Below are 26805 nucleotides of genomic sequence, written 5' to 3'. Positions count from 1 at the left end.
GTGCAATCGCGAGGGTTTCGAGGTCTGTCGTCACAAACGGACTAACGAGACCCTCGCTTCATGCACCCGAAAACTTCGGACTTACTCATCTAGGTGTGTCGGGCGAACACGGTCGTACGGACACACGAGGGCGGGGTGCTCACTCCCTGTCGGTGAGAGTGAGCACCCCGCCCTCGCGCGCTCTGGCGCTCAGCGCGTGGTGTCGCGGTTGAACACCGACTTGGACCAGACATAGCCGAGCACGGCCAGCCCCAGGCACCAGCCGACGGCCAGCCAGCCGTTGTCGCCGATCTCGGTGCCGAGCAGCAGCCCGCGCAGGGTCTCGATGGCCGGGGTGAACGGCTGGTACTCGGCGATCGGCTGGAACCAGCCCGGCATCGCGTCGATCGGGACGAAGGCGCTGGAGATGAGCGGCAGGAAGATCAACGGCATCGCGTTGTTGCTGGCGGCCTCGGCGTTCGGGCTGATCAGACCCATGCCGACCGCGATCCAGGTGAGCGCCGTGGCGAAGAGGACGAGCAGTCCGAACGCCGCGAGCCACTCAAGGACGGTGGCATCGGTGGAGCGGAATCCGATGGCCACGCCGACGGCGCCGACGAGGACCACGCTGGCGATCGACTGGAGCACGCTGCCGACGACATGCCCGATGAGCAGAGAGCCTCGGTGGATCGCCATCGTGCGGAAGCGGGCGATGATGCCCTCGGTCATGTCGTTGGAGACGGAGACCGCGGTGCCGATCGTGGTGCTGCCGATGGTCATCAGCAGCAGGCCCGGGACGATATAGGCGATGTACTCGGAGGGGTCCGCGCCGCCGCCGCCGATGCCCGCGCTCATCACGTCGCCGAAGAGGTAGACGAAGAGCAGCAGCAGCATGATCGGGGTGAGCAGCAGGTTCAGTGTCATGGACGGATAGCGCCGCGCGTGCAGCAGATTCCGCCGCAGCATCGTGGAGGAGTCGCGCACGGCGAGGGAGAGGGAACTCATCGGACGTTCTCCTTGGGCTGGTTGGGCTGGCTGGGCTGCTTGGTCTGGCTGTTCCGGCCGGGCATGCCGGAGCCGGTCAGGGCGAAGAACACGTCATCAAGGTCGGGGGTGTGCATGGTCAGTTCGTCCGCCTCGACACCGGCGGCGTCCAGCCAGTCGAGGAGGGAGCGCAGCTCGCGCTGGCTGCCGTCGCTCGGAATCCGCAGCGACAGTGCCTCGTCGTCCCGAGTACCCTCACGCAGCGCGAGGGCGGCGGACTGGTAGGCGGCCGGGTCGGCGAACCGCAGCCGGACGTGTCCGCCGGGGATGAGCCGTTTCAGCTCGTCGGCGGTGCCCTGGGCCGCGATCTTGCCGTCGTTGAGCACGGCTATGCGGTCGGCGAGTTCGTCGGCTTCGTCCAGGTACTGGGTGGTGAGGAAGACGGTGACGCCGCCCGTGACGAGCTCGCGGATGATGCCCCACATATTGTGGCGGGCGCGCGGGTCGAGGCCGGTGGTGGGTTCGTCGAGGAAGATGATGCGCGGATCGCCGACAAGGGTCATGGCGATGTCGAGACGGCGCCTCATGCCGCCGGAGTAGGTGGAGGCGGGCCTCTTCGCGGCGTCGGTGAGGTCGAAGCGCTCCAGCAGCTCGGCGGCGACCCGCCGCCCGTCACGCTTGGACAGGTGGTGCAGATCGGCCATGAGGAGCATGTTCTCCTCGCCGGTGATCAGCCCGTCGACGGCGGAGAACTGCCCGGTGACGCCGATCGCGGCGCGCACCCCGTCCGGTGATGTGGCGATGTCGTGGCCCGCGACCTGGGCCTGCCCGCCGTCGGCGGAGATGAGCGTGGACAGGATCTGCACGGTGGTGGTCTTGCCGGCGCCGTTCGGCCCGAGCAGCGCGAACACGGACCCGGCCGGAATGCGCAGATCGATGCCGTCGAGGACGGTCTTGTCGCCGTACGACTTGCGCAGTTGGACGGCGGAGACGGCGGCCGGCGACGGGTGACCGCCGCCCTGCCTGGGCGTGGGCATGACAGAAGAAGGCATGGGGCCCTCCCATTCGAAGGCGTGGTGAGTGGTGAAGTGGACTTGGCCGTAAGGAGATGCGGGGGTTGGGGCGGGTCAGGCCCGGGCGCGGCGGATGTCGATGTTGCCGTGGCGGGTACGGGCCTTGATCTCGACGGTGTCCTCGGACTTGTCCGGGGCCTCGGACGCGGTGAGCGCGTTGTGCACCTGCCCGGTGCCCGAGCTGGCGTCGAGCCAGGCCGCCGTGCCCTCGCGGATGCCGATCTCGATGGAGCCGTGGGAGGTCTCCAACTGGACCGCCCCGCGGGCGACATCGCTGACGCGCAGGGTGCCGTGCGCGGTGGTGGCGGCGACCGAGCCCTCCGCGTGCTCGATGAGGATGTCGCCGTTGGCGCCGCTCACGCGCAGATCACCCAAGGCGTCGACGACGGTTGTGGCGCCGTGGGAGTTCTTCAGGACGGCCGGGCCGTCGACGGCGCCGACGCGGAGACTGCCGGAGCTGGTGGTGATCTCGGCGGACCCCTCGACGCGGTCCACGGTGATGCTGCCGTGGGCCGCGGTCAGGTGCAGCGGGCCGGTGGTGTCGAGGCGGACGTCGCCCGACGAGGTCTTCACCCGGACCTCGCCGAGCCGGCCCTCGCTGTGCACCTGGGCCCAGGCGCAGGTCAACTCCACCTGCGAGCCCGTGGGCAGTTCGACCGTGATGTCGACAACGCCCGTGCGCCCGACGAGATAGCGCTGCTTCGGCGTTCTGATGGTCAACAGGCCGTTGGTGTACCGCACTTCGGTCTGCTCCGCCGCCCGTAGGTCCGGGTCCTTCCTGGGGTCGCGGGGCTCCACCACGACGATGGTGTCGAGCCGGTCGGCGGCGATGAACCTGATGGACCCGGCTTCCACATGGGCGGTGGCCGAGATCGTCGCGGGGGTGTCGAAAGTAGGCATGGCTGTCCCGTCCTCTTGGGTCTTCGTGGCGTCCCTGCTGGTGGGGCGTGGTGTGGATGAAGTGACGCGGATGAAGTGACGCGGATGAAGTGACGCGGATGAAGTGACGTGGCTGAAGTGACGTGGGTGAAGTGACGCGAATGAAACGGTGCGGGCGGGGCGGGGCGCGGCGCGGCTAGCGGACCCAGCCCGTGACGCTCTGTCCGACGGTGCGGGTGGCGCGGGTCTTCTCCGCCGTGCGTGCCGGGGCGCCGCCTTCGACCGCGGCCGATACCGCTCGTACCAGCCACGCGTTGACCGACAGGCCCTCGCGGCTCGCGGCCTCCTCGGCGCGCGCCTTGAGATGAGCGGGCAGCCGCAGGTTGACGCGAGCGGTGCCGCCGTCGTCGCCGTCGGCGGGTGCCGGGGCGGGCGCCCTGAGCGGCTCGGCGGGCCCGCTCCTGTCCTCGTACGCCTCGTCGCCCGCCGGCCGCGTCACCACGAAGTCGGGGTCGAGCCCGCGCAGCCGTACATCGACCGAGCCCGGGGCGAGTTCGCGGGTGATCTCGTCCATCGCGGCGGAGAGCACATTGAGCATCGTCAGACGGGTCGCCGACTCCAGGGGAGCGGTCAGCCGGTCGGCCAGCTCGCGGGCTTCCTGACCGCCGGCTTCCGCGGCCACCGCGAGTTCGCGGCGAAGGTTGTCGACATACGGCGTGAGGTCCATAACGCCATAGTGGCACCACCATGGCGCCATCCGCAACCCCATGAGGGAAGCGAGCATGAAACCAGGCCAAGAAGGAGACGCTGACCTGCTAAAACGCACTGGCATCACAGTGCATCAGTACGGCACCACAGGGGCTTCCAGCCGCTCTGGCACCGCCGATGGCGCCACGTGGCGCCTAGTGGTGCCACGCGGCGCCACTAGGTCCCGTCCGCACGTTCTCCGCCAGGCGCGGGCAAGTGCCTGCGGGCGGTGGACCGGTGCTGGAACGCTGGACGCATGAACGAGAGCGCGAAATCACTGAGGCCGGGCCGACGGTGGTGTGTGCTGCCCGACGACAAGGGCTGGCTGCGCGATCTGCGGACCGTCGGGGACCGGCTGCTCGATCACCTGGCGGCGGCCGCCGCTCTGGACGACGACCCCTGGGAACTCCCCGGGGCCCCCTACGCCGAGGCCGCGACCGCGTGCGACCGCGTCGTCTCCAGGCTCCCGGCGCGCGCCGGGAGCGGTCTCGAACCACTGCTCTCCCCCGCAGGAACGCCACAGCCGACCGTGCACGCGCTCGCGGTGGACTCGGGTGACCTGGACGCGCTGTGGGAGGTCCTCACCCGACTGCACCGCGCCCTCGACGGCGAGCCCGGCACCGAAGGGCTCCTGGACCTCGTCGGACAGGCGGGTGCCGAGTGGGGCGATCCGCCGCGCTCACCGCGCAGTCTGATCTCCCAGCTCGAACGCGTGGTGGCGGTATTGGAGCTGGACACCTTCGCGGCACGGACGCTGGCGGTCGTCATGGCCGACGGGACGACGCGGACGCTGGACGAGACGGGACAGACCGCCTACGAGGCCGTCACCGCGGCCTGGGCCACCACGCTCCAGCCCTGAAGGTCCAAGCTGCGAGGTCGGAAGTCTGCGACGAGACTGGGGATGACATGACGGCACGCCTTCTCTGTGCTCAGTGCCCCGGGGAACGCGTTTCTCTGAAGGAGCGGAAACATGACGTCGCGCACTGTTTCACCCTCTGCTCGTCTCTCCGAGCACGACGCGGCCGTGGGCTTCACGGCGTCCCGGCAGTTGTCGGAGGCCCTCCAGGCGATTCTTGTCGACCTCATCGAACTGCACCTACAGGGCAAGCAGGCCCACTGGAACCTGGTGGGTCACAACTTCCGGGACCTGCACCTCCAGCTGGACAACATCGTGGACGACGCCCGAGAGAGTGGCGACGAGATCGCCGAGCGCATGAGGGCGCTCCACACCGTTCCGGACGGGCGCTCCGACACCGTCGTGGCCACCACGACCCTGCCCAAGTTCCCGGAGGGCGAGCTGAGCGTGGCGGCCGTGGTGGATCTCATCACGACGCGCCTCTACGCGACGACAGCGACCATGCGGCGCCTTCATGACGGCGTGGACAAGGCGGACCCGTCCACCGCCGACATCCTCCACTCGATCATCGACACCCTCGAAAAGCACGCGTGGATGGTCCGTTCCGAGAACCGGAAGGTGTGAGGGCGCCCCGGCCCCTGTGACGTGGTGATCGCCCTTCGGGTCCCCCGTCCCGGTCCGCGGCGGGGCTCTACGACGGCAGATGGCCTTGCAGCGCGCGGACGAGCCCGCTCCTGGCGTCGTCGGCCAGACCCCGGTCGTACGCCTTCTCGTAGGCGGGGTCGCCCGCGGCTTCCCGTGCCCGCCGCTCCCACTCCTCACGGAGCGCGCCGAGTTCGGGGGAACCGCGATGGGGATGGCCGATCATGCGCCAGTACGCGTGTCCCGTGCCGTACGTGCGGGCCGCCTCCACACCGTCACCCTGGACCGCGATCGCTCCGGCGAGCAGATCGAGACCGAGAGCGATCCCGAGACTGTCGTGCAGCTCGTACTTGCCCGCGAGCATCGCCCGCGCATGGCCCTCGGCATCGCGCGGGCGGCCCTGTAGGAGGTGTATGAAGGCGAGTTGGTGGTCGGCGTAGGCACGCGCCCACCGCTCGCCGTAACGCAGGCTGAGCCGTTGCAGCCCGGCGGCCTCCTCGCGCGCGTCATCGAGTCGGCCGAGCGCCGTGAGCGCGAACAGCCTTATCACCCGGCAGCGCAACTGTGACGGGGCGTCGCGCGGATCGCCCGGCAGATTGCGCAGCGCGCGGTCGCAGACGGTGTGCGCGGCCAGGGGGCGGCCCATCATCAGGCAGTTGAAGCCGACGAGGTGGGCGGCGGAGAGCAGGGATTCCGGCTCGTTGTCGTGCCAGGCGGAGACACTGCACTCCTCACCGACCCGGCGGGCGGCCTCGTGGTCGCCCTGGAGCGCGAGGGTGATGCCGAGGGCCCAGAGGGCGCGGGTACGGTGCTGTCCTCCGGCGGGGTGGAGGCGCAGCGCGCGTTCCAGACAGCTGCGGGCCTGGTGGAGGTGGCCGCAGCAGCTCCAGAAGAGCCCGGTGCGGCCCGCCATCTCCACGCCCTGTGCCGGGTCGTGTTCGAGGAGATGGTCGATGGCCGCGCACAGGTCGGCGTGGGTGTCGGCGACGCGCCGGTACCAGGCGACCTGGTCCGGGCCGAGCCAGCCGGCGTGGGCGCGGCGCGCGAGTTCGGCGAAGTGCGCGGCGTGCCGGTCGGCGAGAAGCTTCTCCTCGCCGAGTTCGCCGAGCCACATGGCGCCGTATTCGCGCAGCGTGTCGAGCATGCGGTAACGGCCGTCCCCGCCCTCGTCCTGGCGCAGCACGGATTTGGCGACGAGTCCCGCCAGGGCGGCGGTGACCGCGTCGGCACCGAGCGGACCTCCGGCGCACACCGCCCGCGCGTCGGCCGCCCCGATGTCACCACGGAAAACGGAGAGCCTGGCCCACAGCAGACGTTCGAGAGGGGCACACAACTCATGGCTCCACCCGATCGCGGTACGCAGCGCGCGATGACGACGGGGCCAGACCGTCTCGTCGGTCAGCACCTCCAGCCGGCTGGTCAGCAGATCCGCGACACGCTCCACCGAATGATCCGCCAGCCGGGCACAGGCCAGTTCGACCGCCAGCGGAACACCTTCGAGACGATGACAGATCCGCACGGCCGCGGCGGCCGTGCCCGGGTCGTCCAGGGACACCTGGGGCGCGGTACGGGCGGCCCGGTCACGGAAGAGCCGTAGCGCGTCGTCATCGCCCTCCAGGGGCAGCGGGGGAACGTCGAGGCAGTGCTCGCCCCGCGCACCGAGCGGCTGACGGCTGGTGGCGAGTACGGTCAGGCCGGGTGCGGCCGTCAGCAGCTCACCGACCAGATGCCCGACCGCCGCCACCATCCGCTCACAGCAGTCGAGCACCAGCAGCAACCGCCGCCCCGCCAGCCACTCGCACAACGCCTCCACCGGCGAACGCAGCGAATGATCCGAGAGCCCGACGGCATCACACACCGTCCCCAGCAACAGCTTCTCGTCGTACAACGGCGACAGATCCGCCCACCACACACCATCCGGGAACCGGCCACCCGCCGCCTCGGCGGCACGCAGCGCCAGCCGGCTCTTGCCCACGCCTCCACTGCCCGTGAGCGTGACCAACTGGTGCTCCGCGAATGCCCGTTCGATCGAGCCCAGCTCGCTGTTCCGGCCGACGAAGCTGGTCGTCACGACGGGAAGGTTGCCCACCACGGCTATATCCTGACCCTGTTGCGGTGCGTGGCCTACACCCCTGGTCGTAAACGGCCAGAATCGGCCGGGAGTGGGCCCAGAACAGTCAACCAGCCACGCGTTCTGGCACGAATGGGCAATTCCGGTGATCCATCGAGCACCGAGTCGACGCGGGCAGCGGCACGGTCGGCGTCAGCGCCGGCGAGCCCCGTCAGTTCTTCACCGACGACACTCCTCACGACCATGTGCGCGGGGTTCACGACCTGCCGCCCCGGCCGCACCTGCCGGGTCCCGACGGGGCCCGGCGCTCAGGGGAAGGGGAGCGTGCGGGCGAAGAGAGTGACGACGATCAGCACGACCGGGAAGCACACCAGGAACATCGCGAAGGTGTAGCCCATGATGTCGCGCGCCTTGAGCCCGAGGATCGTCAGCGTGGGCAGCATCCAGAACGGCTGGAGGAGATTGGCGCTCGCCTCGCCGAGGTCGTACACCACGACCACCCAGCCCTGGTTCACCTGGAGTTGATTGGCCGCGTCCAGGACGTAGGGCGCCTCGATGACCCACTTGCTGCCGCCGCTGGGGACGAAGACGCCGAGCACACAGCTGTAGATGGCGATGAAGGCCGGGTAGAAGAACTCGTTCGACACCGACACCAGCCAGCCGGCGATGGTCTTGCTCAGCCCGGTGAAGGCGATCATCCCGAAGATCCCGCCGTACAGCGGGAATTGGAGCAGTACGCCGGAAGCCGCCGGCGTCCCCTCCTTGACGGCCTGGGCCAGCCGTACCGGACGCCAGTGCAGGATGAGCGCCAGCAGGATGAGAATGAGGTTGACGGTGTTCAGATCCAGGGCGTTGAGGGCGCTGCCCTCCGCGCGGGCGAAGTGCCGCGCCAGGTACCACACTCCGAGCGCGAACAGCAGGATCGCGAAGACGGGGCTGTACTCGATCCACTCCCCCGGCCTGCCTCGGCGCAGTTCCGCGCGCTCGTTCGCCACACTGGGCCCCAGCTCGACACCCATCTGTTCGGCGGTCTTCGCGCGCTCCGGCGACGGCGACAGGAACCAGGCCATACCGACGGCGACGACGAAGACGATCGCTGTGGCCGCCATGCCCTGCCAGAGGAAGATGGTCTCCGTGAGCGGGATGAGACCGCTTCCGCGCCCCTCCGCGATGACCTTCTGTACGGCGGGCGGGCTCGACGCCTCGCTCGCCACCTGGAGCGCGGCGGACCCGGACAGCCCCTGGGCCCATACGGTGCCGAGTCCGAGGAAGGCCATCGCGCCCAGCGCCCGGTAGTCGACGCCCACGACCCTGCGCGCTATCTCCTTGGCGAGGATCGCCGTGAAGATCAGGCTGAAGGCCCAGTTGAGATAGGACGTCACCATCGCGACGGCCGCGGTGTACGCGATCGCTCCGCGAGGCGTACGCGGCACCCGCGCGAGCCGGCCGATCAGCCGCCCGACCGGTGGCGAGACCGCGACCGCGTACCCGGCGATAATGATCATCGCCATCTGGAGGGTGAACGTGATCAGGGACCAGAAGCCCTGCCCCCACGCGTCCACCAGCCCGTAGCCGGTCGTCGCCGCCGGATCCGAGGGGGCGCCGACCAGGTCCTCACCGGTCACGAGGCCGAGCGCGAAGACCGCGAAGGTGCCCACGAGTACGAAGCCCAGCGCGTCCGGCAGCCATCTCTCGGAGAACGCGGTGAAGCGCAGCGCCATCCGCGCCGGCCAGGGCTCCCTGCCGGCCGGGGTCGGTGGGGCCGGCTCCCGCGGGGGCGCTGTGGTCATCGGGTGTCCTCCTGTCGAGCGTCCTGGCTGCCCGCGGTCCGGGGCCCGGGTGACCGTGAGACCCGGAGTCCGAGGGTCCGGGGTGCGGTGCCGAGGATCTTCGGCCGCGCGTGGCCGCAAGACAATAGAGGTGATCCACACAGCGTGCGGCCACATCATGTGGTGATCGACTGCTGAATCGACTGGTGAATCGACTTCCGAAGAAGGAACGCACATCAGGGTGTTCGTCCGCACGACGACGTGTTGGTCACGGTTCTCCGCGCGGCAGCCCTCGCCGACCGTCCGGGGATCGGCCCGCTGACCAGGTGAGCGGTTGACGAGGTCCGGCGGTTGACGAGGTCCGGCGGTTGACGAGGCCAGTCGTAACCTTTAACGTTGCGACTAACGGTGCCGGGGCTCAGCGGTGCGGGAGGCGCCGGGAGGCGCCGGGAGGTGACGAACGAGTGAGCGCGAACAGCAGACTGACGGTGGCGGCCCATGCCCTGACCTGGATGGAGCTCTACCGGCGCCGGGGGCACGAGATCGCCACCTCGGAGCAGATCGCGGGAAGCGTGAACACCAATCCCGTGGTCATCCGGCGTCTGCTCGGAGAGCTGCGCGAGGCCGGGATCGTCGAATCCCGGCGCGGCGCGGGCGCGGGCTGGACGCTGGCGCGTGAAGTCGAAGCCATCACACTGCTGGACGTCTACGACGCCGTGGAGCCCAGCCCCCTGTTCGCCATGCACCGCGCCGAACCGAACCTGGACTGTCCGGTGGGTTTCGGGATCCGGCCGACGATGAAAAGCGTGTACGACGGAATCGATGCCGTCCTACGCGGCGAGCTGGCCCGCACCACACTGGCCGATGTCCTCCAGAACGTGCTGACCGTCCGCTAGGAAAGGTGCTTTTCGGCGCGTCGTACCACCGCTGCGCGGGCATGTCGTTAAGCGCACTCTTTAATGTAACAAAACTCATTACCTCAAGGATGGATGTCATGGGACAGCTGGAAAACAAGGTGGCCCTCGTGACCGGCGGCTCGAAGGGCATCGGGTTCGCCATCGCACGCCGGTTCGCCGCAGAAGGCGCCACCGTATATCTGACCGGACGGCGCAAGCCCGACCTGGACGCCGCCGTGGAGGCCATCGGGGAGCGGGCCGTCGGCGTACAGAGCGATGTGTCGGATCTCCATGATCTCGACACGCTCTTCGAGACGATCGAAACCCGCAGCGGGCGGCTGGACATCGTGGCGGCCAACGCGGGCGGCGGCGAACTGGCACGGCTCGGGAAGATCACCGAGGAGCAGTACACCACCACCTTCGACATCAACGTCAAGGGGCTGATCTTCACCGTTCAGAAGGCCCTGCCGCTCCTGCCCAACGGCGCGTCCGTGCTCGTGCTCTCCTCCACCAACGCCTCGCTCGGCATCGAGGCGATGAGCGTGTACAGCGCCACCAAGGCCGCCATCCGCAACCTCGCCCGCACCTGGGCCGCGGAGCTCGCCGACCGCGGGATCCGGGTCAACGCCATCTCTCCGGGGCCGATCGAGACCCCCGGTATCGACGGCCTGGCGGGCGACAGCCCACAGGCCAGGCAGAAGTTCAGGGACAGCTTCACGGCCCAGGTCCCGCTGGGCCGGATGGGCAGCCCGGACGAGGTCGCCGCCATGGCCGTCTTCCTCGCCTCGGACCAGAGCTCCTTCACCACGGGCGCCGAACTCTTCGTCGACGGCGGCCTCGCCCAGATCTGACCGTTCCCGTCCCCGGACGGACAGACGACACGTGCGGGCGGCTCTCCCAGGAGGCGCGGGACCGACGGCGGCCTCGGGGACCTGGCCGCCGACCGCGACGGATGGCAGGGGCCGTAGGGCGCTCGATGACAGCCCTACGGCCCTCCTACGGCGGTTCGAGTCGCCGGCGCGGACCCCTCACCGCCGGGCGCCCCAGCTGAGCCAGGCCAGCGTGCCGAGCACCGCCGCGACGGCGATGTCACTGAGCGCGATCGACCGGTCGGCTCCCTCGTTCAGTACGGCGAGGCTTCCGACGGCGAGGGCTGCGAAGAGGATGGCCAGAACGGTCCAGAACGCTCTCATGGCGACCCCCAAACATGGAACATGGCCGCAAACATAACCGCCGGCCCGCGCCGGGGGCGAGGTTTCGTACGATACCGGCCAACAGGTGCACCGAAAGGCGAATCTCGGCCGCGGGGAATCCTCGTACGGCACGGTTGTTGGAGATGGTGTGAGTATCGCGGCGACTGTTCCCTTCTCCGTCCTGGACCGCTCCCGTATCCGGGAGGGGTCGGACGGTCCCCAGGCGCTGCGCGACAGCGTCACGTTCGCCCGGCGGATCGAGGCCCTTGGCTATCACCGCTTCTGGGTGTCCGAGCACCACAGCGTGCCGGGCGTCGCCGGCTCGGCTCCGACCGTGCTCGCGGCGGCCGTGGCCGCCGCCACGTCGACCATCCGTGTCGGGACCGGCGGTGTCATGCTGCCGAACCACCAACCGCTCGTCGTCGCCGAGCAGTTCGGGGTGCTGGAATCCCTCTTCCCGGGCCGTATCGACATGGGGCTCGGACGGTCGGTGGGGTTCACCGACGGGATACGCAAGGCACTCGGCCGGGACAAGGAGGACGCGGCCGACTTCCCCGGGCAGCTCGCCGAACTCCTCGGATATTTCACCGGCACCCAGAACGCGCACCCCCAGGTCCACGCCCATCCCGCCGAAGGGCTGAGCGTCCCGGCCTTCGTCCTGGCCACCGGCCAGGGCGCACGGGTCGCGGCGGAGGCCGGGCTGCCGCTGGTCATCGCCGCCGTACGGGGCGAGGACTCGATGCTCCGGGCCATCGAGGCGTACCGCGATGACTTCCGCCCCTCCGCCTGGGGCGAGCGGCCGTATGTCGTCCTGTCCGGCACGGTCGCGGTGGCACGGACCACGCGGGAGGCCCGCGCGCTGCTGCTCCCGGAGGCCTGGTCGACGGCGTACTCCCGCACCCACGGGGAGTTCCCGCCGCTGGCCTCGGTCGAGACGATTCTCGCCACCGCCATGACGGAACGCGAGCGCACACTCTTCGAGGAAGCGCGGCGCGGGCATCTGTACGGTACGGCGGACGAGGTGGCGGCCGGTCTCCGGAAGCTGCTGGCGCGCAGCGGGGCCGACGAATTCCTGGTCATGACGAGCACCTACGACCGTGAGGCGCTGCTCGACTCGTACACCCGGCTGGCGCGACTGCTGGGGCTGACCGGCCCGCGCCCCCTCTCCCCCGCGCAACGAAAGCCCGCCCCGGCTCACGCCGGGCAGTGAACGTCCATTCCGTTCATGCCGGGCATATCCGGCCGGCAGGGCGCGTACGGAGTTGTCCGAGAACGACACCTACGGCGCTCCGCCAGGTTGTGTCCGGACGGTCTTCGCGAGCCCGCGACGCCTGACGGTGCCACCCGCGCCGCCCGGAGCCGGACGGCCTCGGTCAGGGACGGCACCGGTCAGGCGAAGCCCTGAATCAGGCGAAGGCAGGCATGATCTTGTCGTGGATCAGACGGAGTTGGGTGTTCACATCTGCCGCTCCCACGAGGTCACGGCCGGTGAAGGCGCTGACGAGGCTGCGGTCGGTGATGGCGCAGATCATGTGATTGACACCGCTGGGCGCGATCTCCCGCTGGATCTTCTCCAGACACTCCTCGGGGGTACCCGCGATGGAGAGCCGTTCGGCGATCTCGGGTGTCGTCAACTCGATGCCACGGGCGAGGTCACCCGCCGCGATGGCGTCGATGACGGGCTTCAGTTCGCCCGGGTCGACCCCATTGCGGCGGAGCTGTTCCTCGGGCATCGAGGAGGCATAGATGCCGACCATGCTGCGGGCCGCGTCCTTGGCGGTCGCGGAGTCGGGTCCGGTGGCGAAGACGACCCAGGCGCCAATGTCCAGGGACCGCCAGTCCTTGCCCGCGCGCTCGGCTCCTGCCCGGATGTGCCGCACCGCGTAGTCATACGCCTCGCGCGTGTAGCTCAGCGCGTGGTGGCAGCCGTCGGACAACTCTCCGGCCGCCTCGAAGGACCTGGGCCCGCGCATCGCCCCGAGCTTGAGCGGCACACGCTCCTGGACGGGGCGGGCGAAGGTGAACAGCCCGCGGTAGGTGAAGAACTCGCCGTCGTACGAGATGGCTCCCTCGTCCAGCAGCGTGCGCACCACATGCAGCGCTTCCTTGACGCGGGACAGCGGACGGGTGCGGGCCCAGTCGGTGCCGTACTGAGCCAGCAGCCCGAAGTTCCCGCTGGACAGTACGCCTTCCGCCCGGCCGCCGGACAACTCGTCGAGTGTGGCCAGGGCCTGGGCGATCAGAGTGGGTTCCCGGATCGTGACCGGGGACACGCTCGGGCCCAGACGGATCCGGCTGGTCTGGCCCGCCGCCGCGGCGAAGAGCAGCCACAGGTCCTTGTGCCAGGCCTCGTCGGCGGCATAGCAGGCGTGAAAGCCGAGTTCATCGGCGAGCTTGATCGAGGCAAGTGACTCCTGGAGCGGATAGTCGGGGAGCATCGCATAGCTGAATTTCACCGGCGCCACCTTCCGAAGTGGCCATGGGCGGTATGGACCGCCGGGCTGGTTACCTCTCCCGAGAGTGTGGAGGCGAACCCCACCTGTCCAGAACTTGTCAGGCCAATCATGGGGATCGAGGTCGTTCGTGCCGTGGAGCTGGGGGTGGAGCCGGAAACCGATTCCTCCGGTGGCGCGTCAGGGGGTACGAGGGCAAGTGAACGGGAGTTGATGGTGGTGCGGGTGCGAACGGACAGCGGTGGGGCGTCGACGGTGAGATGGGCGTGGTGGCGGGCCGCGGGTGCGCGGGCGCCGAAGGACGGGCCGAAGAACGCGAGGCGACGGTCGGTCCGGGCGCGCGGGATGGTGCTCGCCGCGCTGGCGGTGCTGACGGCCGGGCTGCTGGTGTTCCATCGGGCCGTACCCAACTCCGTCGGCCGTCTGGGCAGTTCCCTGGAGGCGTTCCTGCCCTGGCTCGGACTGGTATGTGTGGGGCTGCTCGGCCTGGCGCTGGTGCGCCGCTCCGCCCTCGCGCTGGTGGCCCTGCTGCTGCCGGTGGCCGCCTGGACGTACCTCTTCGGCGGGCTGCTGCTGCCCGCTGCGGAATCCGGCGCGCGCGACCTGGTCGTGGTGCAGCACAACGTCAGCGACGAGAACACCGATCCGGCCGGTACGGCGCGCGCTCTGGCCGACGCCGAGCCCGATCTCATCGCGCTGGAGGAATTGATACCCCCCGCCCTGACGGTCTACGAGAAGACCCTCGCCCCGGACTATCCGTACCACGCGGTCCGGGGCACCGTCGGACTCTGGTCGAAGCATCCCCTCACCGAAACGCGGCAGTTGGACATCAAACCCCGGGGAATCACGGAGGACTGGAGTCGCGGGCTGCGGACCGTGGTCCGCACGCCGCACGGCGAGATCGCGGCGTACGTCGCGCACCTGCCCTCGGTCCGCTTCCGGGCGACCGGTCTCGCGTCCGCCTGGCGCGACGAGAGCGCCGGCCTGCTGGGGGAGGCCGTCGCCGCCGAGGAGTTGACGGCGGTGATCCTGCTGGGCGACCTCAACAGCACCGTCGACGACCGGGGGTTGGCCCCGTTGACCTCAAGGATGAATGTGGCGGAACGTGGCTTCGCCTTCAGCTTCCCCGCCGCCTTCCCGCTGGCCCGGATCGACCAGGTCATGGTCCGCTCGGGGACCGTCGGCCATATCCGCACCCTGCCCGCCACCGGCAGTGACCACCTGCCGGTCGCCGCCCGGATCACACTGGACTGAAGGAGCCGGGCCGGCACCGCACACGGACTCGCCGCCTCCCTGATGGGCGGCGGGTACGACGAGGACTCCCCGCTCATTCGACCCGCACGGGAACACTCACGGACCTCTGGGCATTTGTGCGTTCTTCGCGGTCCGCCGGATGCCGGGGTGTGGCAAAGTCATGCCGGTGGATGAGCTGCGACTTCAGGATCCCGAGCGAATAGGCGCATGGCGGATCATCGCCCGGCTCGGTGCGGGCGGCATGGGACAGGTGTACCTCGGCCGTTCGCCCGGCGGACGGCTGGTGGCCGTAAAGGTGATCCGTGACGAGATCAGCGATCACCCCGAGGCGCTGGCCCGGTTCCGGCGGGAGGCCGCGACCGTGGAAACCGTACGGAGCGCCTACACCGCCCAGTTGATCGAGGCGTCACTCGATACGTCCCCGTACTGGCTGGCCACCGAGTACGTACCGGGACCCACGCTGCGCGACGCCGTGGGAGCGAACGGTCCGTTCCCGCCGGAGAGCGCGCTGCGGCTGCTCGCGGCGCTCGCCGAGGGGCTGGCCGACGTCCATGCCCACGGAGTCACCCACCGGGACCTGAAACCGCAGAATGTCATCCTCGCGCCCCAAGGGCCGCAACTGATCGACTTCGGTATCGCCAGGGGCCTTGAGCAGACGATTCTCACCCGGGACGGAACCGCTCCCGGGACCCCCGGATACACCGCGCCCGAGGTCCTTCTGCGTAACGACGTCACCCCGGCCGCGGACATCTTCGCGCTGGGCGCGACGATCGCCTACACGGCGACCGGCCGGCCCCCGTACGGTACGGGCGATGCCATGACGGTGAGCTACCGGACCGTGCACGAGGACATCGACCTGAGGGGCGTACGAGACGACCTGGCGGCGCTGATCCGGCGGTGCGTCGCCAAGGACCCGGCGGAGCGGCCCGAACTGGCCGCCGTGATCGCCGGATGCGCGGTGGACTCGGCGCTGGCCGACGACGCCCATTACCGTTCGGTGGCCCGCGACACCGACCCCGTACCCGGGTCCGCGCACGTGAAAGGCCCGGCGGACTCGCCCGGTGCGCACGCGCCGTCCAAGCGGACAGCGGACACGGTCACCCCTGTCGCCCCTGTCGCCCCTGTCGCCCCTGCCACACCTATCGCCCCTGCCACACCTGTCGCCCCCGTCGTGGCCGCATCGGACCGCGGAGCGGTGCCTCACGATCCGGCGCGGCCGGCGGGCAGCGGGTTCTGGGCGTACTCCGACACCACCCCGTACGACGAGCCGGGTCACCAGCCGGCTCCCGCCCGGCGCGGACGCCGTGGGGGTTGGCTCGCCGCCTGCGTGGTGGTGGCGCTCCTGGTGCCGGTCGCGATCTGGCTGTTCCCGAAAGAAGACGACGAGGGCCCCGAAGCGGCGCCCGGGACCGATGTCGTCGCGTCCGGGCCGCCGGCCACCACGAGCCCGGCGGGGCGCCCGCCGGACCACATCGTGAACGACCGTGTCTCGCAGGACCGTTGGACCCTGTCGGACGATCCGGAACAGGCCGCCATGGGCATCGGCTCCTGCGATCTGGCGAGTCTCACCGACTCCTTTCCCCCGGGAGACCTGCGGTCCTCCGTGTCACACACCACCGGCTCGGACACCGCCTCGGTGGAGCTGCGCCCCAAGACCGCCGGGGAGGGAAAGCGACCCGCACCGTACTACGTGTCCGTCGGGATACGGCCGCCGCACGAAACGGACCGCGCCACCGGGCGCCCCCTCCGCTCGGTGAGCAAGGGCATCGGCTTCACCAGCAAGCCCATCGACCTCTACTCCCAGTGGTCGTCGGGCGGAACCATCAAGCTCAGCTACCCCAAGGACTTCCGGGCCCACTTCGGCGATCGGACCGTCGACGCGATCCCGGTCGGAGACGACCCGGGCGACTGGACGGTGGTGCTGTACCACGTCGAAGGCGGACCCACGAAGTACACGTCCATCGTCTGCAACGGCTTCCACGCCTGAGCCGCGACGAGGCGGTGCCTTCGGCGGCAGCGTCGAGAGCCGCGGCCCGGGCCTTTGATCGTTGGCGTCGATCAACCGATCGAGAAGCGCTCTTGGACGGCCGGTGATCCAGGAAGGCAGGATGTCGGAGCGTTCCCCGACCTGACGGACGACGAGCCGCCGTGGGCCGAAGGCGGGGGCGCGCCCCCGAGGAGTCCTGTGCTGATTTCGCCTGCCCTGAAGACATACGTCCCGCTCAGCGGTGCGCCGACCATGCCCGCCCGTCGCCCGGCTCCGGGCGGATGTCGGCCTCGCGGCGGGGCGGGGGCGTCGTATTCATGACGCTCGACCGGTCCGGGATACGGGACGTCGAGGACGACACCCGCCCCGCGAAGAACCCCCGTGCCCGGTGGTCCCTATGGTCCCGGTGGTGGAAGGTCGGCGAGTCAAGGGCGCCCCGGCGTACCGTCGTCTCGGCGTCGCTCACCACGACAGTCGCGCTGACCGTCCTGGTGGCCGTCGGGATGATCACCGACCAGACGGTGCTGATACCGCCCCTCGCGGCCACGACGGCGATCATCACAGTGACCCCCGGCTCGCCGCTCGCGCAGCCCCGCCACGTCCTCGGCGGACACCTGCTGTCCTGCCTCGTCTGTTTCACCGTCCTGGCCCTCGGCTGGCACGGCCCCTGGGCCGCGGCCGTGGCCTGCGGCGCCGCATGCGGCCTCGGCCTCCTCTTCAAGGTGGCGCACCCCCCGGCCATGGCGACCGTCGTCATGATCATGCTCACCGAACCGCGCGCCACCCTCTTCACGGCGCTGCTGGCCACAGGGGCGGCGCTGCTCGTCCTGGTGCAGCTGATCTCCTCCCGTCTCCAGCGGGAGGTCTATCCCACGACCTGGTGGTGACGCGCCGTCCGGTCCCGCACCAGCGGTGCCCCCGCGTTCCACCGGGCGGCGATGCCGCCGACCGGACCGTTCGCCCTCTTGACGGCCACTCACCTCATGATGGTTAGCTGAAAGCGCTATCTGCCGTGGACATGACGAGGAGGATCCGATGCCCCCTACGCGTTGGCTCGCCGGCATCGTTCCCCTCGGGCTCGTCGGCGCGCTCGTCCTCGGGCACATGACCACCGCCGGACCCGCCGCGGCCGTCACCACGGTGACGGACGACCGGCCGTCCACGCTCGGCCGCCCCCTCGTCGGCGGCGCCGACCCGAGCGTGATCAAGGTCGGCGACCTCTATGTCTCCGCCAAGTCCGTGGACGGTGGCATAGCGGTGCGGTCGGCGGCCACCATGGAAGGCGTCGCCACCGCGCCCAAGCACCAGGTGTGGCGGGACACCGGCAACCTCGGCGAGGTCTGGGCCCCGGAGATCGTGCACCACGACGGTCAATACCGCATCTACTTCGCCGCCGGCGACGGTGCCGCCCACCGGATGTACCACATCAGCTCGGCCGCCCCGGACACCGGCTATTCCGCCGCCACCAAAGTCGCGTTGCCCGATGACAAATGGGCCATCGACGGGGTGCCGTTCACCTTCGGCGGCCAGCGCTGGTTCGTCTGGTCCGGCTGGTCCGGCGACACCAACGTCGAGCAGAGCCTGTACCTGGCCCGGATGAGCGGTCCCACCACGACCACTGGCGGCCGTTACGTCATATCGCAGCCGCGCGAGCCGTGGGAACGGGTCGTGGGCAACCCCTTCATCAACGAGGCACCCCAGCCGATTGTCGACCCCAGCGGGCAGTTGCACATCGTGTACTCCGCGAACGGCAGTTGGAGCAGCCAGTACTGCATCGCCGACCTGCGGCTGCGGGCCGGCGGCGACCCCACGTATGTGTGGGACTGGTACAAGAGCAACGGCTGTCTGTTCGGCTCGCACGCCCCGACCATGATGCCGGGCTGGGACCCCACGCTGAATGTCGACGGCCCCGGCCACCACACGTTCGTCCTGCCGCGCGGCGACGTCGCCGCCGGCCCGCCGTCCGGCAACCGGTTCCCGACCATGTTCCACGCGGTCGCCAAGGGCACACCGTACTCATGGTCCAACCGCTACTGGTACTCCGGCACGGCCGTCTGGTGGGGCGACACCACGTACCGCCGGGCCAACGTCCCCGGTGCCACCACCACCGTCGGCTACAGCCTCAAGTTCTTCGAATGAGAACCGTCCCCTGGCGTGCCGCGACCGCCTCCCACGAACCGCCGGTGGGCCGCCGCCGGCCACGCCTTGTGCTGTCCGATGCCCCTCGCGAGGAGGAGTCCGCCCATGTTCGACCTGCCCGCACTCTCCCGACGTCGCTTCCTCGGAGCGACCAGCGCGATCGGACTGACCGGGGTACTCGGGGCCGGTACGACAGGCACCGCCCTCGCGGCGAACGGTGACAGCGTCGTCCCCATCGACTGGCCGAACCTGGGCTCGTACTCAGGGGCGGACGCCGCCGGAACCCGCGTGACAGCCGTCCTCGCCGGGAGTGCCCGTTACCTGATCGGGCCCTGGTACGCGGCCACCTACACGCACTACCTCCCCGACGGCTACATCGACCTCAAGGGAACGGACGAGCGGGCCCTCCGGCTGCCCGCCATGGCCGCCGTCGCCGCCACGACGGCCCTGGTCACGGACACATACGACCCCCAGACGCTGTCGGCGGCGAACGCCACCATCCGCACCCGCAATCTGATCCGAACCCTCGCCGCCCGGCACCTGGCCAACAACGCGAACACCGGGAACCGTTGGGGCGGCGGATGGCAGACCGCCCTGTGGGCGTACTACACGGCCCTGGCGGGCTGGCTCTTCTGGGACCGGTTGGACACCACCACACACGATCATCTCGTCGCCATGCTGGTGTGGGAAGCGGACCGGCTCACCACCGGCGACAGCGTCCACCTCATCGGCACCAGTGGTGATCAGCTGTATATGACCCGCCGTGACGGCACCGTCGTCACCCCCGGGGACAGCAAGGCGGAAGAGGACAACTGGAGCGCCGCCGCGCTCTCCCTGGCCGCCGCGATGATGCCGGGCCACCCCCACACCGCCCGCTGGAGGCGTCGCAACATCGAGCTCCTGCTGGCCGCGGCGGCCAGACCGGCCGACCTCACCAGCAGCACACGCATCAACGGCATCCGGTTGTCCTCCTGGTTGCGGGGGACGAACATCGCCGACGACGGAACACTGGAGAACCACGCACGGCTGCACCCGCTGTACATGGTGGCCTTCGACCAGAGCCTCTACCAGGGATTCGTCTTCGGCCTGGCGAACCGGGCCGCGCCGCGGGCCGCGCTGCACAACATCAAGCGGACGTACGCCGCCCTGGTGGACAAGCCTTTCCCGCTGCCCGGCGGAGGCACCAGCCCGATCTACCGCGTGGACTCGGCGGAGATCTACTACCCCGAGGGCAACGACTGGGGTACGCACTTCCCCTTCTACTTCGGCAGCTTCGACCTGTTGGTCTCCCTCACCGGGCAGGACCGCGGCATCTCCCCGTCCGCCGCCGAGTGGGAGCGGCTGCACAACAACGCGCAGCTCTCCCTCATGTCCCGCTTCGCCGATGGCCGAACCTACGGCGCCGCCGGGGAGAACACCTACTACGGGCGGGAGCACCGCATCGGCGCCATGGCGGGGCAGACGTATCTCACGCTGTTCCTGGCCCGCAATACGACCGGCAACCGACTGCGCTGGACATGACACCGAGCCGGGCAGGTCGGTGATCGGCGTGGGCAGCGGGTACGGCGGACGGGCGTCGGCGCGCCCTGACGGGGTGCGAGCCGATGGTCAGACCATGCGCTGTACGGCGACCATCGCCACGTCGTCGGTGGGCCGCGCACCGACGTGACGCAGCAGGTCGGACCGAATGGCGTCGATCATCTCGGCGGAGTCACGGTCGGTCCACCGGGCCACCCGGTCCGCCAACGGGTAGAAGTGCCCGGCGGCGTCGCGTGCCTCGATGACACCGTCGGTGTAGAGCAGCAGCCGGTCCCCGACGGCCAGCTCGTAGGTGTCCACGTGATGCTCGTCGGCGCGGAGATCGCCGAGCCCCAGCGGCGGTGCGAATTCAATGGGATCGAGTGGGAGAACGTCGCCCTGGCGGATGAGCAGCGGCGGCGGGTGGCCCCTGTTGGCGATCCGGACCACGTCCTCCCCCTCCCTGAACTCCACGATCACCGCGGTGACGAACCCCTCCATCACCCGGCGGCGGGAGACGGAATCCAAGGCGTCGCCGTCCAAGGCGTCGCCATCCAAGGCGTCGCCGGAAGTGGCCTGCGCGTCGACGAACTCGTCGCGCAGCCTGCGGTCGAGGACGTCGGGCAGCTCCGCCAGCGTGGTGCCGTTCCTGGCCGCCTGCCGGAAGGCACTCAGCAGATAACCGGCCGCTTCGACCGCGCCAAGCCCCTTTCCCTCCACGTCACCGACCATGAGGCGGACAGAGCGTGCCGTGACGGCGGCCGCGTACACATCGCCGCCGATATTGGCCTCCTCCTGCGCCGCGATGTACACGGAGGAGATCGACAGGGGGCCGAGCCGGCAGGGAAGCGGTCGCAGCAGCAGGTCCTGCATGACCGCGGCGGCCCAGCGCGACTGGGCGAGCTCTCGTTCGCGTCGTTGGCGCACCGTGGCCGTCACGACGGACGCGATGCTGATCAGCACCACGGTGGCGAACGAGACGGGAAAGGGCTTGGTGTCCAGGGTGTGGTTGTTTATTGCCGCCAGGTACACACTGGGCAGCGTCAGGAGCACGACGAAGAGGACCTGCCCCGGGGGCAGGAAGGTCGCCGAGAGTGCGGGCACCGCCACCATCAGCCCGCCGATTCGGATGTCCGTATTGGTCAGCAGTTCAATGCTGAGCAGCACGGCCAGGCACAGGAGCGCTATCGCGAGCTTCACGTAAGGCCGGTGCCAGAGGCTCGACGACGTGGCTGACCCAGTCGTGCTCATGACCCCAAACTACGTCGCGACAGCCCGCGCCGCCTCCCGCCCGAGCATGGCCGGGGGTGGCTACCGGCCGACCGGAGTCCGCCGGAAGCCCCGGTGCCACGACGCGCCGAAACCCGACCATGAGGAGTGACGAACCGGATGCCGCACACGACGACGCCCGACGGCGTCGGTATCGCCTACCAGGTACAGGGCGAGGGGGCGCCGCTGGTTCTGCTGGCGGGCCAGTCGAACAACCACCACTGGTGGGACGGGGTGCGCGACGATTTCCACGGCGACCGCGGCACGATCACCATCGACTACCGCGGTACCGGACAGAGCGACAAGCCCGATACGCCCTACAGCACCGAGCTGTTCGCCCTGGATGTGATCTCGGTGCTCGACGACCTCGGTGTCGATCGGGCCGATGTCTACGGGACGTCCATGGGCGGTCGGGTGGCCCAGCAGCTCGCGGCCCGCCATCCGGAACGGGTACGCGCCTTGGTGCTCGGGTGCACGTCGCCCGGCGGGCCGCACGCCGTTGAACGCACCAACGAGGTGCGCCGGTCGCTGGTGCGGACACAACCGGGTGCGGCGCGGCGGGCCCTGCTGGAGCTGATGTACACCCCGGCCTGGCTGGCGGAGAACCCCGGCCCGTACCAGACGCTCGGCGACCCGGGGATGCCCGCCCACGCCCAGCGTCGCCATCTGACCGCCAGCAACCAGCACGACGCGTGGCAGCTCCTGCCGGACATTGGAGCACCCACTCTGGTGCTGCACGGCAGCGACGACCTGCTCAACCCCGCCGCCAACGGCCCCCTGCTCGCGGACCGTATTCCCGGCGCCCGACTGCGCATGATCCCCGGAGCGAGGCACGCCTATTTCGAGGAGTACCGCGCCGTGGCGAGCCCGCTCGTCCTGGACTTCCTCACGACAGTGCGGCAGCGATGAGGAGGGGGACAGCGTGCGGCCGGGAGCCGCTCGGTAACCGTGCCGCGCCTCCGCCGCCAGGTCCTGTCCGGTCGATCTTCGCGGATCAGCCCGCGACAGTCTGGCGCGTGGTTACCCCGTGCCCTTGAGGCTACGGGGAGCATCGCAAGGCGGAGGATCGCCCTCGTAGCGGAGCTAGGTCCTGTCCGGTCGATCTTCGTGGATAAGCCCGCGGCGTCTGGTGCCGTGCATCGCAAGGCGGAGGATCGCCCATGTACTGGACGTACTTGGGCGACTCCGACAACGCGGCGAGGTGCGGTGCCAGGCGTCGCGGGCCTGCGAAGATCGACCGGACAGGACCTAGTTGGCCCGCCCCTGGACGCAGGCGCTGGACCGGTTGGTCCCCAAGCGGTCCCCAGAACAACGGAAAAGGCGGTACCGGATCTCTCCGATACCGCCTGCGACCTGCGTAAACGCTGGTCGGGACGACAGGATTTGAACCTGCGACCCCTTGACCCCCAGTCAAGTGCGCTACCAAGCTGCGCCACGTCCCGGCGCCCGTCTGACCTGGGGTTTCCCCGGACCGAACGCGCATGAGAACAATACCGCACTCGGACCTGTGGTCACGAATCGCTTTCCGGGCGTCGCTTTCCGGGCAGATCGGGCTTGACCTCAAGTGTGGTTGAAGTTGCACCGTGGATCGTATGACGACGACAGAGATGACCTCCGTAGCGGGATACGAGGATCTGGACCGGCTGCTGGCCCTGATGACAGGGGACGAGAAGCACGGACCGGCCGCGACCTCCACGCTGGACGCCCTGTGGGTGCTGTACGACCGGGTCCTGCGCGTGTCGCCCGGGACCGTCGACGCGCCGGAGCGGGACCGGTTCCTGCTCTCGAAGGGGCACGGGCCGATGGCGTACTACGCGGTCCTCGCCGCCAAGGGCTTCCTCGCCGAGGAGACGCTGCCCGGCTTCGGCTCGTACGACTCGCCGCTCGGGCATCACCCCGACCGGACGCTGATCCCGGGCGTGGAGATCGCCAGCGGTTCGCTCGGGCACGGGCTGCCGCTCGCCGTGGGCAGTGTGCTCGGGCTCCGTGCGCGGGGGCTCACCGATCCGCGTGTATGGGTGCTGATCGGCGACGCCGAGCTGGACGAGGGCAGCAATCACGAGGCGCTCGCGTACGCGGGTCCGGCGGGACTCGACCAGCTCCACACGCTGGTGATCGACAACGCGTCCGCGACCTACGGCTGGCCGGGCGGCATCGCGTCGCGGTTCGAGGCGGCCGGCTGGTCGGCCGAGACCGTCGACGGCCGGGACCACGAAGCGCTGTACGCGGCCTTCACCGCGCCGCACCCGGGCCGGCCCCTGGCGGTCGTGGCCCGTGTGGAGCCCCATTCCTGACCGCCTCCGCCGCGCCACGTACGAGCACCGAAAGCACCCGCGGGCACCGGCCTCCGGCACCCGCCGACGCACCCATCAAGAGGGGTTTTCCATGGACACCATGCGCGACCGCTTCATTTCCACCACCTCCCGGCTGCTGGACGACGACCCACGGCTCGCCGTCGTCCTCGCCGAGATCAGCCGGGATGGCTTCGACGCCGCGCAGCGGCGCCATCCGGACCGTGTGATCAATGTCGGGATCCGTGAACAGCTGCTGGTCGGGGTGGGCGGCGGACTGGCGCTCGCCGGGCTGCGGCCGATCGTGCACACCTTCGCCAGCTTCCTGGTCGAGCGGCCCTTCGAGCAGGTCAAGCTCGACTTCGGGCATCAGGACGTGGGCGGCGTACTGGTCAGCGCGGGGGCCTCGTACGACTGGCCCGCGGGTGGCTTCACCCATATGGCGCCCGGTGATGTCGCGCTGATGGACACGCTCGACGGCTGGGCGGTGCACGTACCCGGCCATCCCGACGAGGCCGAGGCCCTGCTGCGACGCGCCGCCGCCGGGGACGGCCGGGACTACATCCGGCTGTCCCTGCAGAGCAACGCGCGGGCACGGCCGGTGACCGGCGGCGGATTCAGCACCGTGCGCGAGGGGCGCGCCGGTGTGGTGGTCGCCGTCGGGCCCATGCTGGACAACGTACTGGCGGCTACGGAGGGGCTGGATACGACGGTGCTGTACGCGACGACCGTGCGGCCCTTCGACGGGGCGGCGCTGCGCCGGGCCGTCGGGGGCGGGGACGTGGCGGATGTCGTGCTCGTCGAGCCGTATCTCGCCGGCACCTCCACGGCCGCGGCCAACGACGCGCTGTCCGAGACCCCGCACCGGGTGCTCGGGCTCGGTGTGGCCCGGCGCGAGCTGCGCCGTTACGGACAACTGGAGGAGCATCTGGCGGGGCAGGGTCTCGACGCCACGTCCCTGCGGGAGCGGATCTCGGGGTTCCTGACGCGTACATGAGGGGTTCGTAGGTGAGGCGTTCCCCAGCGGCCCTCCCTGGGGCGGGTGCCCGGAGCGCGTCGTCGGGCCGCACGAGGGAGTCTGGAGGGGACCGGGGCCCTCGATGCCGAAACACCGGTGTCGAAGGCCCCGCGGAAGACGTACGGAGCGAAAGACGTACGGGAGCGGACGACGTACAGAAGACGACGTACAGAAGTGGAGCGTGCCATGACCGCGAGCGGGGATCTGCTCATCGACGCTTTCGGCCGTATCCGCGAGGAGGTCCATCAGGCGGTGGACGGCCTCTCCCCGGATGAGCTGGCCGTACGGCTGGACGACGGGGCGAATTCGATCGCCTGGCTGATCTGGCATCTCACCCGGATCCAGGACGATCACATCGCCGACGCGGCCGGTACGGAGGAGGTGTGGATCGCGCAGGAATGGTCGGAGAGGTTCGAGCTGCCCTTCTCGCGCCGCTCCACCGGATACGGTCACTCCGCCAAGGACGTGGCCTCGCTCGGCGGGATCTCCGGGGAACTGCTCGTCGCGTATCACGACGCCGTGCACGAGCGGACGGTGAAGTTCCTCGGCACGCTCAAGGACGCGGACCTCGGCCGGGTCGTCGACGACGCGTGGACCCCGGCCGTCACTCTGGGCGTACGGCTGATCAGCGTCATCTCCGACGATCTTCAGCATGTCGGGCAGGCCGCGTTCATCCGGGGGTGGCTGGAGCGGCCCTGAGCCGTGCGGGCGTCTCCTGTCCAGGACGACGCGTCCAGGTCGGGAGATGTTCGGGTCCCGGCGGTTCACGGTCGGGAGATGCCGGGTCCCGGCGGTTCACGACTCGGCGTGGGTCAGATACGACAGCACCTCCCGGGCGGCCGGGCCGGTGCGCTGGTTCTCGGGAACGGCTGCCGAGACTTCCCAGAGATGATTCTCCGCACCGGCCAGCGGTATGGTCCTCAGCGCCGCGGCCTGCTCCTTGCGCGCGATGGGGCGAGGCACCACCGCGATGCCCAGACCGTGCCCGACCAGCTCGATCAGACTGTGCACGTCATTGACCTCCAGGGCGACCCGCCGCTCGATACGGGCGGCGGCGAAGGCCCGGTCGGTGAGGCCGCGGGCGCCCCAGTCCTCGTGGAAGTCGACAAAGACCTCGTCGCCCAGCTCGGCCCATTCGGCCTTCTGTGCCCCGGCCAGCGGATGCCCGGGGTGGCAGAGCAGCACCATCGGCTCGCTGGCCAGCGGCACCAGTCGTACCCCCTCGGGCACGGCCCCGGACACGGCGACGAAGGCCAGGTCGAGCCGTCCGTCCGCGACGTCCTGCACGAGCGAGGCGGAGCCCGCCTGCCGCAGCCGTACCTCGACCTCGGGGTGCTCCGACCGGAAGCGGGCGAGCAGGCCGGGGACGTGTACGCCCGTGACGCACTGTTCGGTGCCGACGGACAGGGTGCCGCGCAGCAGCCCCTGCACCGCCGCGACCGCCTCACGGCCCGCCCGTACGCTCGCCAGCGCGCGCGACGCCTCCACGAGCAGGGCCCGGCCGGCGCCGGTCAGCTCGACCCTGCGGGTGGAGCGCACGAAGAGCCGGGCGCCCAGCTCACGTTCCAGAGCACGGACGGAGGCCGACAGTCCCGACTGCGAGACCATCAGCCGCTGGGCGGCGCGGGTGAAGTGGCGCTCTTCCGCGACGGCGACGAAGTATTCGAGATGTCGGAGTTCCACGGCATACGAGCCTAGGTCCTGTCCGGTCGATCTTCGCGGATAAGCCCGCGGCGTCTGGTGCCGTGCATCGCAAGGCGGAGGATCGCCCATGTACTGGACGTACT

The 26805-nt window shown here is 70.0% G+C and carries 24 protein-coding genes and 1 tRNA gene; 14 read left to right on the top strand and 11 right to left on the bottom strand.

Annotated features, from left to right (window positions below):
- Positions 1-189 precede the first annotated feature (189 nt).
- From ABTZ59_RS35110 to ABTZ59_RS35095, 4 genes are all read right to left on the bottom strand, one after another.
- Entirely contained in the window at positions 190-984 is a 795-nt protein-coding gene (locus ABTZ59_RS35110; RefSeq protein ID WP_351424366.1) for an ABC transporter permease, read from the bottom strand.
- Entirely contained in the window at positions 981-2015 is a 1035-nt protein-coding gene (locus ABTZ59_RS35105) for an ATP-binding cassette domain-containing protein (RefSeq protein ID WP_351424357.1), read from the bottom strand. Before ABTZ59_RS35105 ends, ABTZ59_RS35110 begins: the two co-directional genes overlap by 4 nt.
- 75 nt (positions 2016-2090) lie before the next feature.
- Positions 2091-2936, bottom strand: coding sequence for a DUF4097 family beta strand repeat-containing protein (locus ABTZ59_RS35100; RefSeq protein WP_351424352.1), 846 nt, complete (start codon positions 2934-2936; stop codon positions 2091-2093).
- 175 nt (positions 2937-3111) lie between these two features.
- On the bottom strand, positions 3112-3642 hold the full coding sequence (locus ABTZ59_RS35095) for a hypothetical protein (protein ID WP_351424349.1): 531 nt from the start codon (positions 3640-3642) through the stop codon (positions 3112-3114).
- Positions 3643-3918: 276 nt separating this feature from the next.
- Between ABTZ59_RS35095 and ABTZ59_RS35090 the strand changes: the two genes are divergently transcribed.
- A complete protein-coding gene (locus ABTZ59_RS35090) occupies positions 3919-4521 on the top strand; it encodes a hypothetical protein (protein WP_351424344.1) in 603 nt (200 codons plus the stop codon).
- 111 nt (positions 4522-4632) lie between these two features.
- Positions 4633-5142 carry a Dps family protein gene (locus ABTZ59_RS35085; protein ID WP_351424341.1) on the top strand — a complete coding sequence of 170 codons (510 nt, stop codon included), beginning with the start codon at positions 4633-4635 and terminating at the stop codon, positions 5140-5142.
- Between the two features lie 67 nt (positions 5143-5209).
- Here ABTZ59_RS35085 and ABTZ59_RS35080 read toward each other — a convergent pair whose 3' ends face one another.
- Positions 5210-7249, bottom strand: coding sequence for an ATP-binding protein (locus ABTZ59_RS35080; protein ID WP_351424378.1), 2040 nt, complete (start codon positions 7247-7249; stop codon positions 5210-5212).
- 290 nt (positions 7250-7539) lie between these two features.
- Positions 7540-9021 carry a short-chain fatty acid transporter gene (locus tag ABTZ59_RS35075; RefSeq protein ID WP_351424337.1) on the bottom strand — a complete coding sequence of 494 codons (1482 nt, stop codon included), beginning with the start codon at positions 9019-9021 and terminating at the stop codon, positions 7540-7542.
- Positions 9022-9464: 443 nt separating this feature from the next.
- Here ABTZ59_RS35075 and ABTZ59_RS35070 point away from each other — a divergent pair, with 443 nt between their 5' ends.
- On the top strand, positions 9465-9896 hold the full coding sequence (locus tag ABTZ59_RS35070) for an Rrf2 family transcriptional regulator (RefSeq protein ID WP_351424332.1): 432 nt from the start codon (positions 9465-9467) through the stop codon (positions 9894-9896).
- 98 nt (positions 9897-9994) lie between these two features.
- The gene (locus tag ABTZ59_RS35065) at positions 9995-10747 is read left to right on the top strand and encodes an SDR family NAD(P)-dependent oxidoreductase (protein ID WP_351424327.1); all 753 of its coding nucleotides are present in this window, start codon (positions 9995-9997) and stop codon (positions 10745-10747) included.
- Between the two features lie 177 nt (positions 10748-10924).
- Here the strand turns inward: ABTZ59_RS35065 and ABTZ59_RS35060 are convergent, their stop codons facing one another.
- Positions 10925-11089 carry a hypothetical protein gene (locus ABTZ59_RS35060; RefSeq protein ID WP_351424321.1) on the bottom strand — a complete coding sequence of 55 codons (165 nt, stop codon included), beginning with the start codon at positions 11087-11089 and terminating at the stop codon, positions 10925-10927.
- Between the two features lie 154 nt (positions 11090-11243).
- Here ABTZ59_RS35060 and ABTZ59_RS35055 point away from each other — a divergent pair, with 154 nt between their 5' ends.
- Positions 11244-12299: an LLM class flavin-dependent oxidoreductase gene (locus ABTZ59_RS35055; protein WP_351424374.1), complete on the top strand. Its 1056-nt coding sequence runs from the start codon at positions 11244-11246 to the stop codon at positions 12297-12299.
- Positions 12300-12495: 196 nt separating this feature from the next.
- Here ABTZ59_RS35055 and ABTZ59_RS35050 read toward each other — a convergent pair whose 3' ends face one another.
- Complete coding sequence (locus ABTZ59_RS35050; RefSeq protein WP_351424319.1) at positions 12496-13545, bottom strand: LLM class flavin-dependent oxidoreductase; 1050 nt, start codon at positions 13543-13545, stop codon at positions 12496-12498.
- A 342-nt stretch (positions 13546-13887) separates the two neighbouring features.
- On the opposite strand from ABTZ59_RS35050, the gene ABTZ59_RS35045 reads away from it, so the two are divergent.
- From ABTZ59_RS35045 to ABTZ59_RS35025, 5 genes are all read left to right on the top strand, one after another.
- Positions 13888-14796, top strand: coding sequence for an endonuclease/exonuclease/phosphatase family protein (locus ABTZ59_RS35045; protein WP_503003855.1), 909 nt, complete (start codon positions 13888-13890; stop codon positions 14794-14796).
- Between the two features lie 160 nt (positions 14797-14956).
- Complete coding sequence (locus ABTZ59_RS35040; RefSeq protein WP_351424313.1) at positions 14957-16783, top strand: serine/threonine protein kinase; 1827 nt, start codon at positions 14957-14959, stop codon at positions 16781-16783.
- Positions 16784-17100: 317 nt separating this feature from the next.
- Positions 17101-17670: an HPP family protein gene (locus tag ABTZ59_RS35035; protein ID WP_351424308.1), complete on the top strand. Its 570-nt coding sequence runs from the start codon at positions 17101-17103 to the stop codon at positions 17668-17670.
- A gap of 148 nt (positions 17671-17818) precedes the next feature.
- Entirely contained in the window at positions 17819-18922 is a 1104-nt protein-coding gene (locus ABTZ59_RS35030) for a glycoside hydrolase family 43 protein (RefSeq protein ID WP_351424306.1), read from the top strand.
- A 105-nt stretch (positions 18923-19027) separates the two neighbouring features.
- Positions 19028-20443 carry a hypothetical protein gene (locus ABTZ59_RS35025; RefSeq protein ID WP_351424304.1) on the top strand — a complete coding sequence of 472 codons (1416 nt, stop codon included), beginning with the start codon at positions 19028-19030 and terminating at the stop codon, positions 20441-20443.
- 87 nt (positions 20444-20530) lie between these two features.
- Here the strand turns inward: ABTZ59_RS35025 and ABTZ59_RS35020 are convergent, their stop codons facing one another.
- Positions 20531-21691, bottom strand: coding sequence for a PP2C family protein-serine/threonine phosphatase (locus ABTZ59_RS35020; RefSeq protein WP_351424300.1), 1161 nt, complete (start codon positions 21689-21691; stop codon positions 20531-20533).
- A 138-nt stretch (positions 21692-21829) separates the two neighbouring features.
- On the opposite strand from ABTZ59_RS35020, the gene ABTZ59_RS35015 reads away from it, so the two are divergent.
- On the top strand, positions 21830-22618 hold the full coding sequence (locus ABTZ59_RS35015) for an alpha/beta fold hydrolase (RefSeq protein WP_351424293.1): 789 nt from the start codon (positions 21830-21832) through the stop codon (positions 22616-22618).
- 456 nt (positions 22619-23074) lie between these two features.
- Here the strand turns inward: ABTZ59_RS35015 and ABTZ59_RS35010 are convergent.
- Positions 23075-23151, bottom strand: a tRNA-Pro gene (locus tag ABTZ59_RS35010).
- 150 nt (positions 23152-23301) lie between these two features.
- On the opposite strand from ABTZ59_RS35010, the gene ABTZ59_RS35005 reads away from it, so the two are divergent.
- The 3 genes from ABTZ59_RS35005 (at position 23302) to ABTZ59_RS34995 (ending at position 25717) form a co-directional block, all read left to right on the top strand.
- Positions 23302-24003: a thiamine pyrophosphate-binding protein gene (locus ABTZ59_RS35005; protein WP_351424289.1), complete on the top strand. Its 702-nt coding sequence runs from the start codon at positions 23302-23304 to the stop codon at positions 24001-24003.
- 91 nt (positions 24004-24094) lie between these two features.
- Entirely contained in the window at positions 24095-24997 is a 903-nt protein-coding gene (locus tag ABTZ59_RS35000) for a transketolase family protein (protein ID WP_351424286.1), read from the top strand.
- A gap of 207 nt (positions 24998-25204) precedes the next feature.
- The gene (locus ABTZ59_RS34995; protein ID WP_351424283.1) at positions 25205-25717 is read left to right on the top strand and encodes a mycothiol transferase; all 513 of its coding nucleotides are present in this window, start codon (positions 25205-25207) and stop codon (positions 25715-25717) included.
- A gap of 96 nt (positions 25718-25813) precedes the next feature.
- On the opposite strand, the gene ABTZ59_RS34990 is transcribed toward ABTZ59_RS34995, so the two are convergent.
- Positions 25814-26701, bottom strand: coding sequence for a LysR family transcriptional regulator (locus ABTZ59_RS34990; RefSeq protein ID WP_351424278.1), 888 nt, complete (start codon positions 26699-26701; stop codon positions 25814-25816).
- Positions 26702-26805 lie beyond the last annotated feature (104 nt).

Origin of the sequence: Streptomyces sp. NPDC094034 (genome assembly GCF_040303865.1) — a bacterium.
GTDB lineage: Bacteria > Actinomycetota > Actinomycetes > Streptomycetales > Streptomycetaceae > Streptomyces.
Note: the sequence above shows the minus strand (reverse complement) of the source record. Positions and strands in the feature narration are given on the sequence as shown.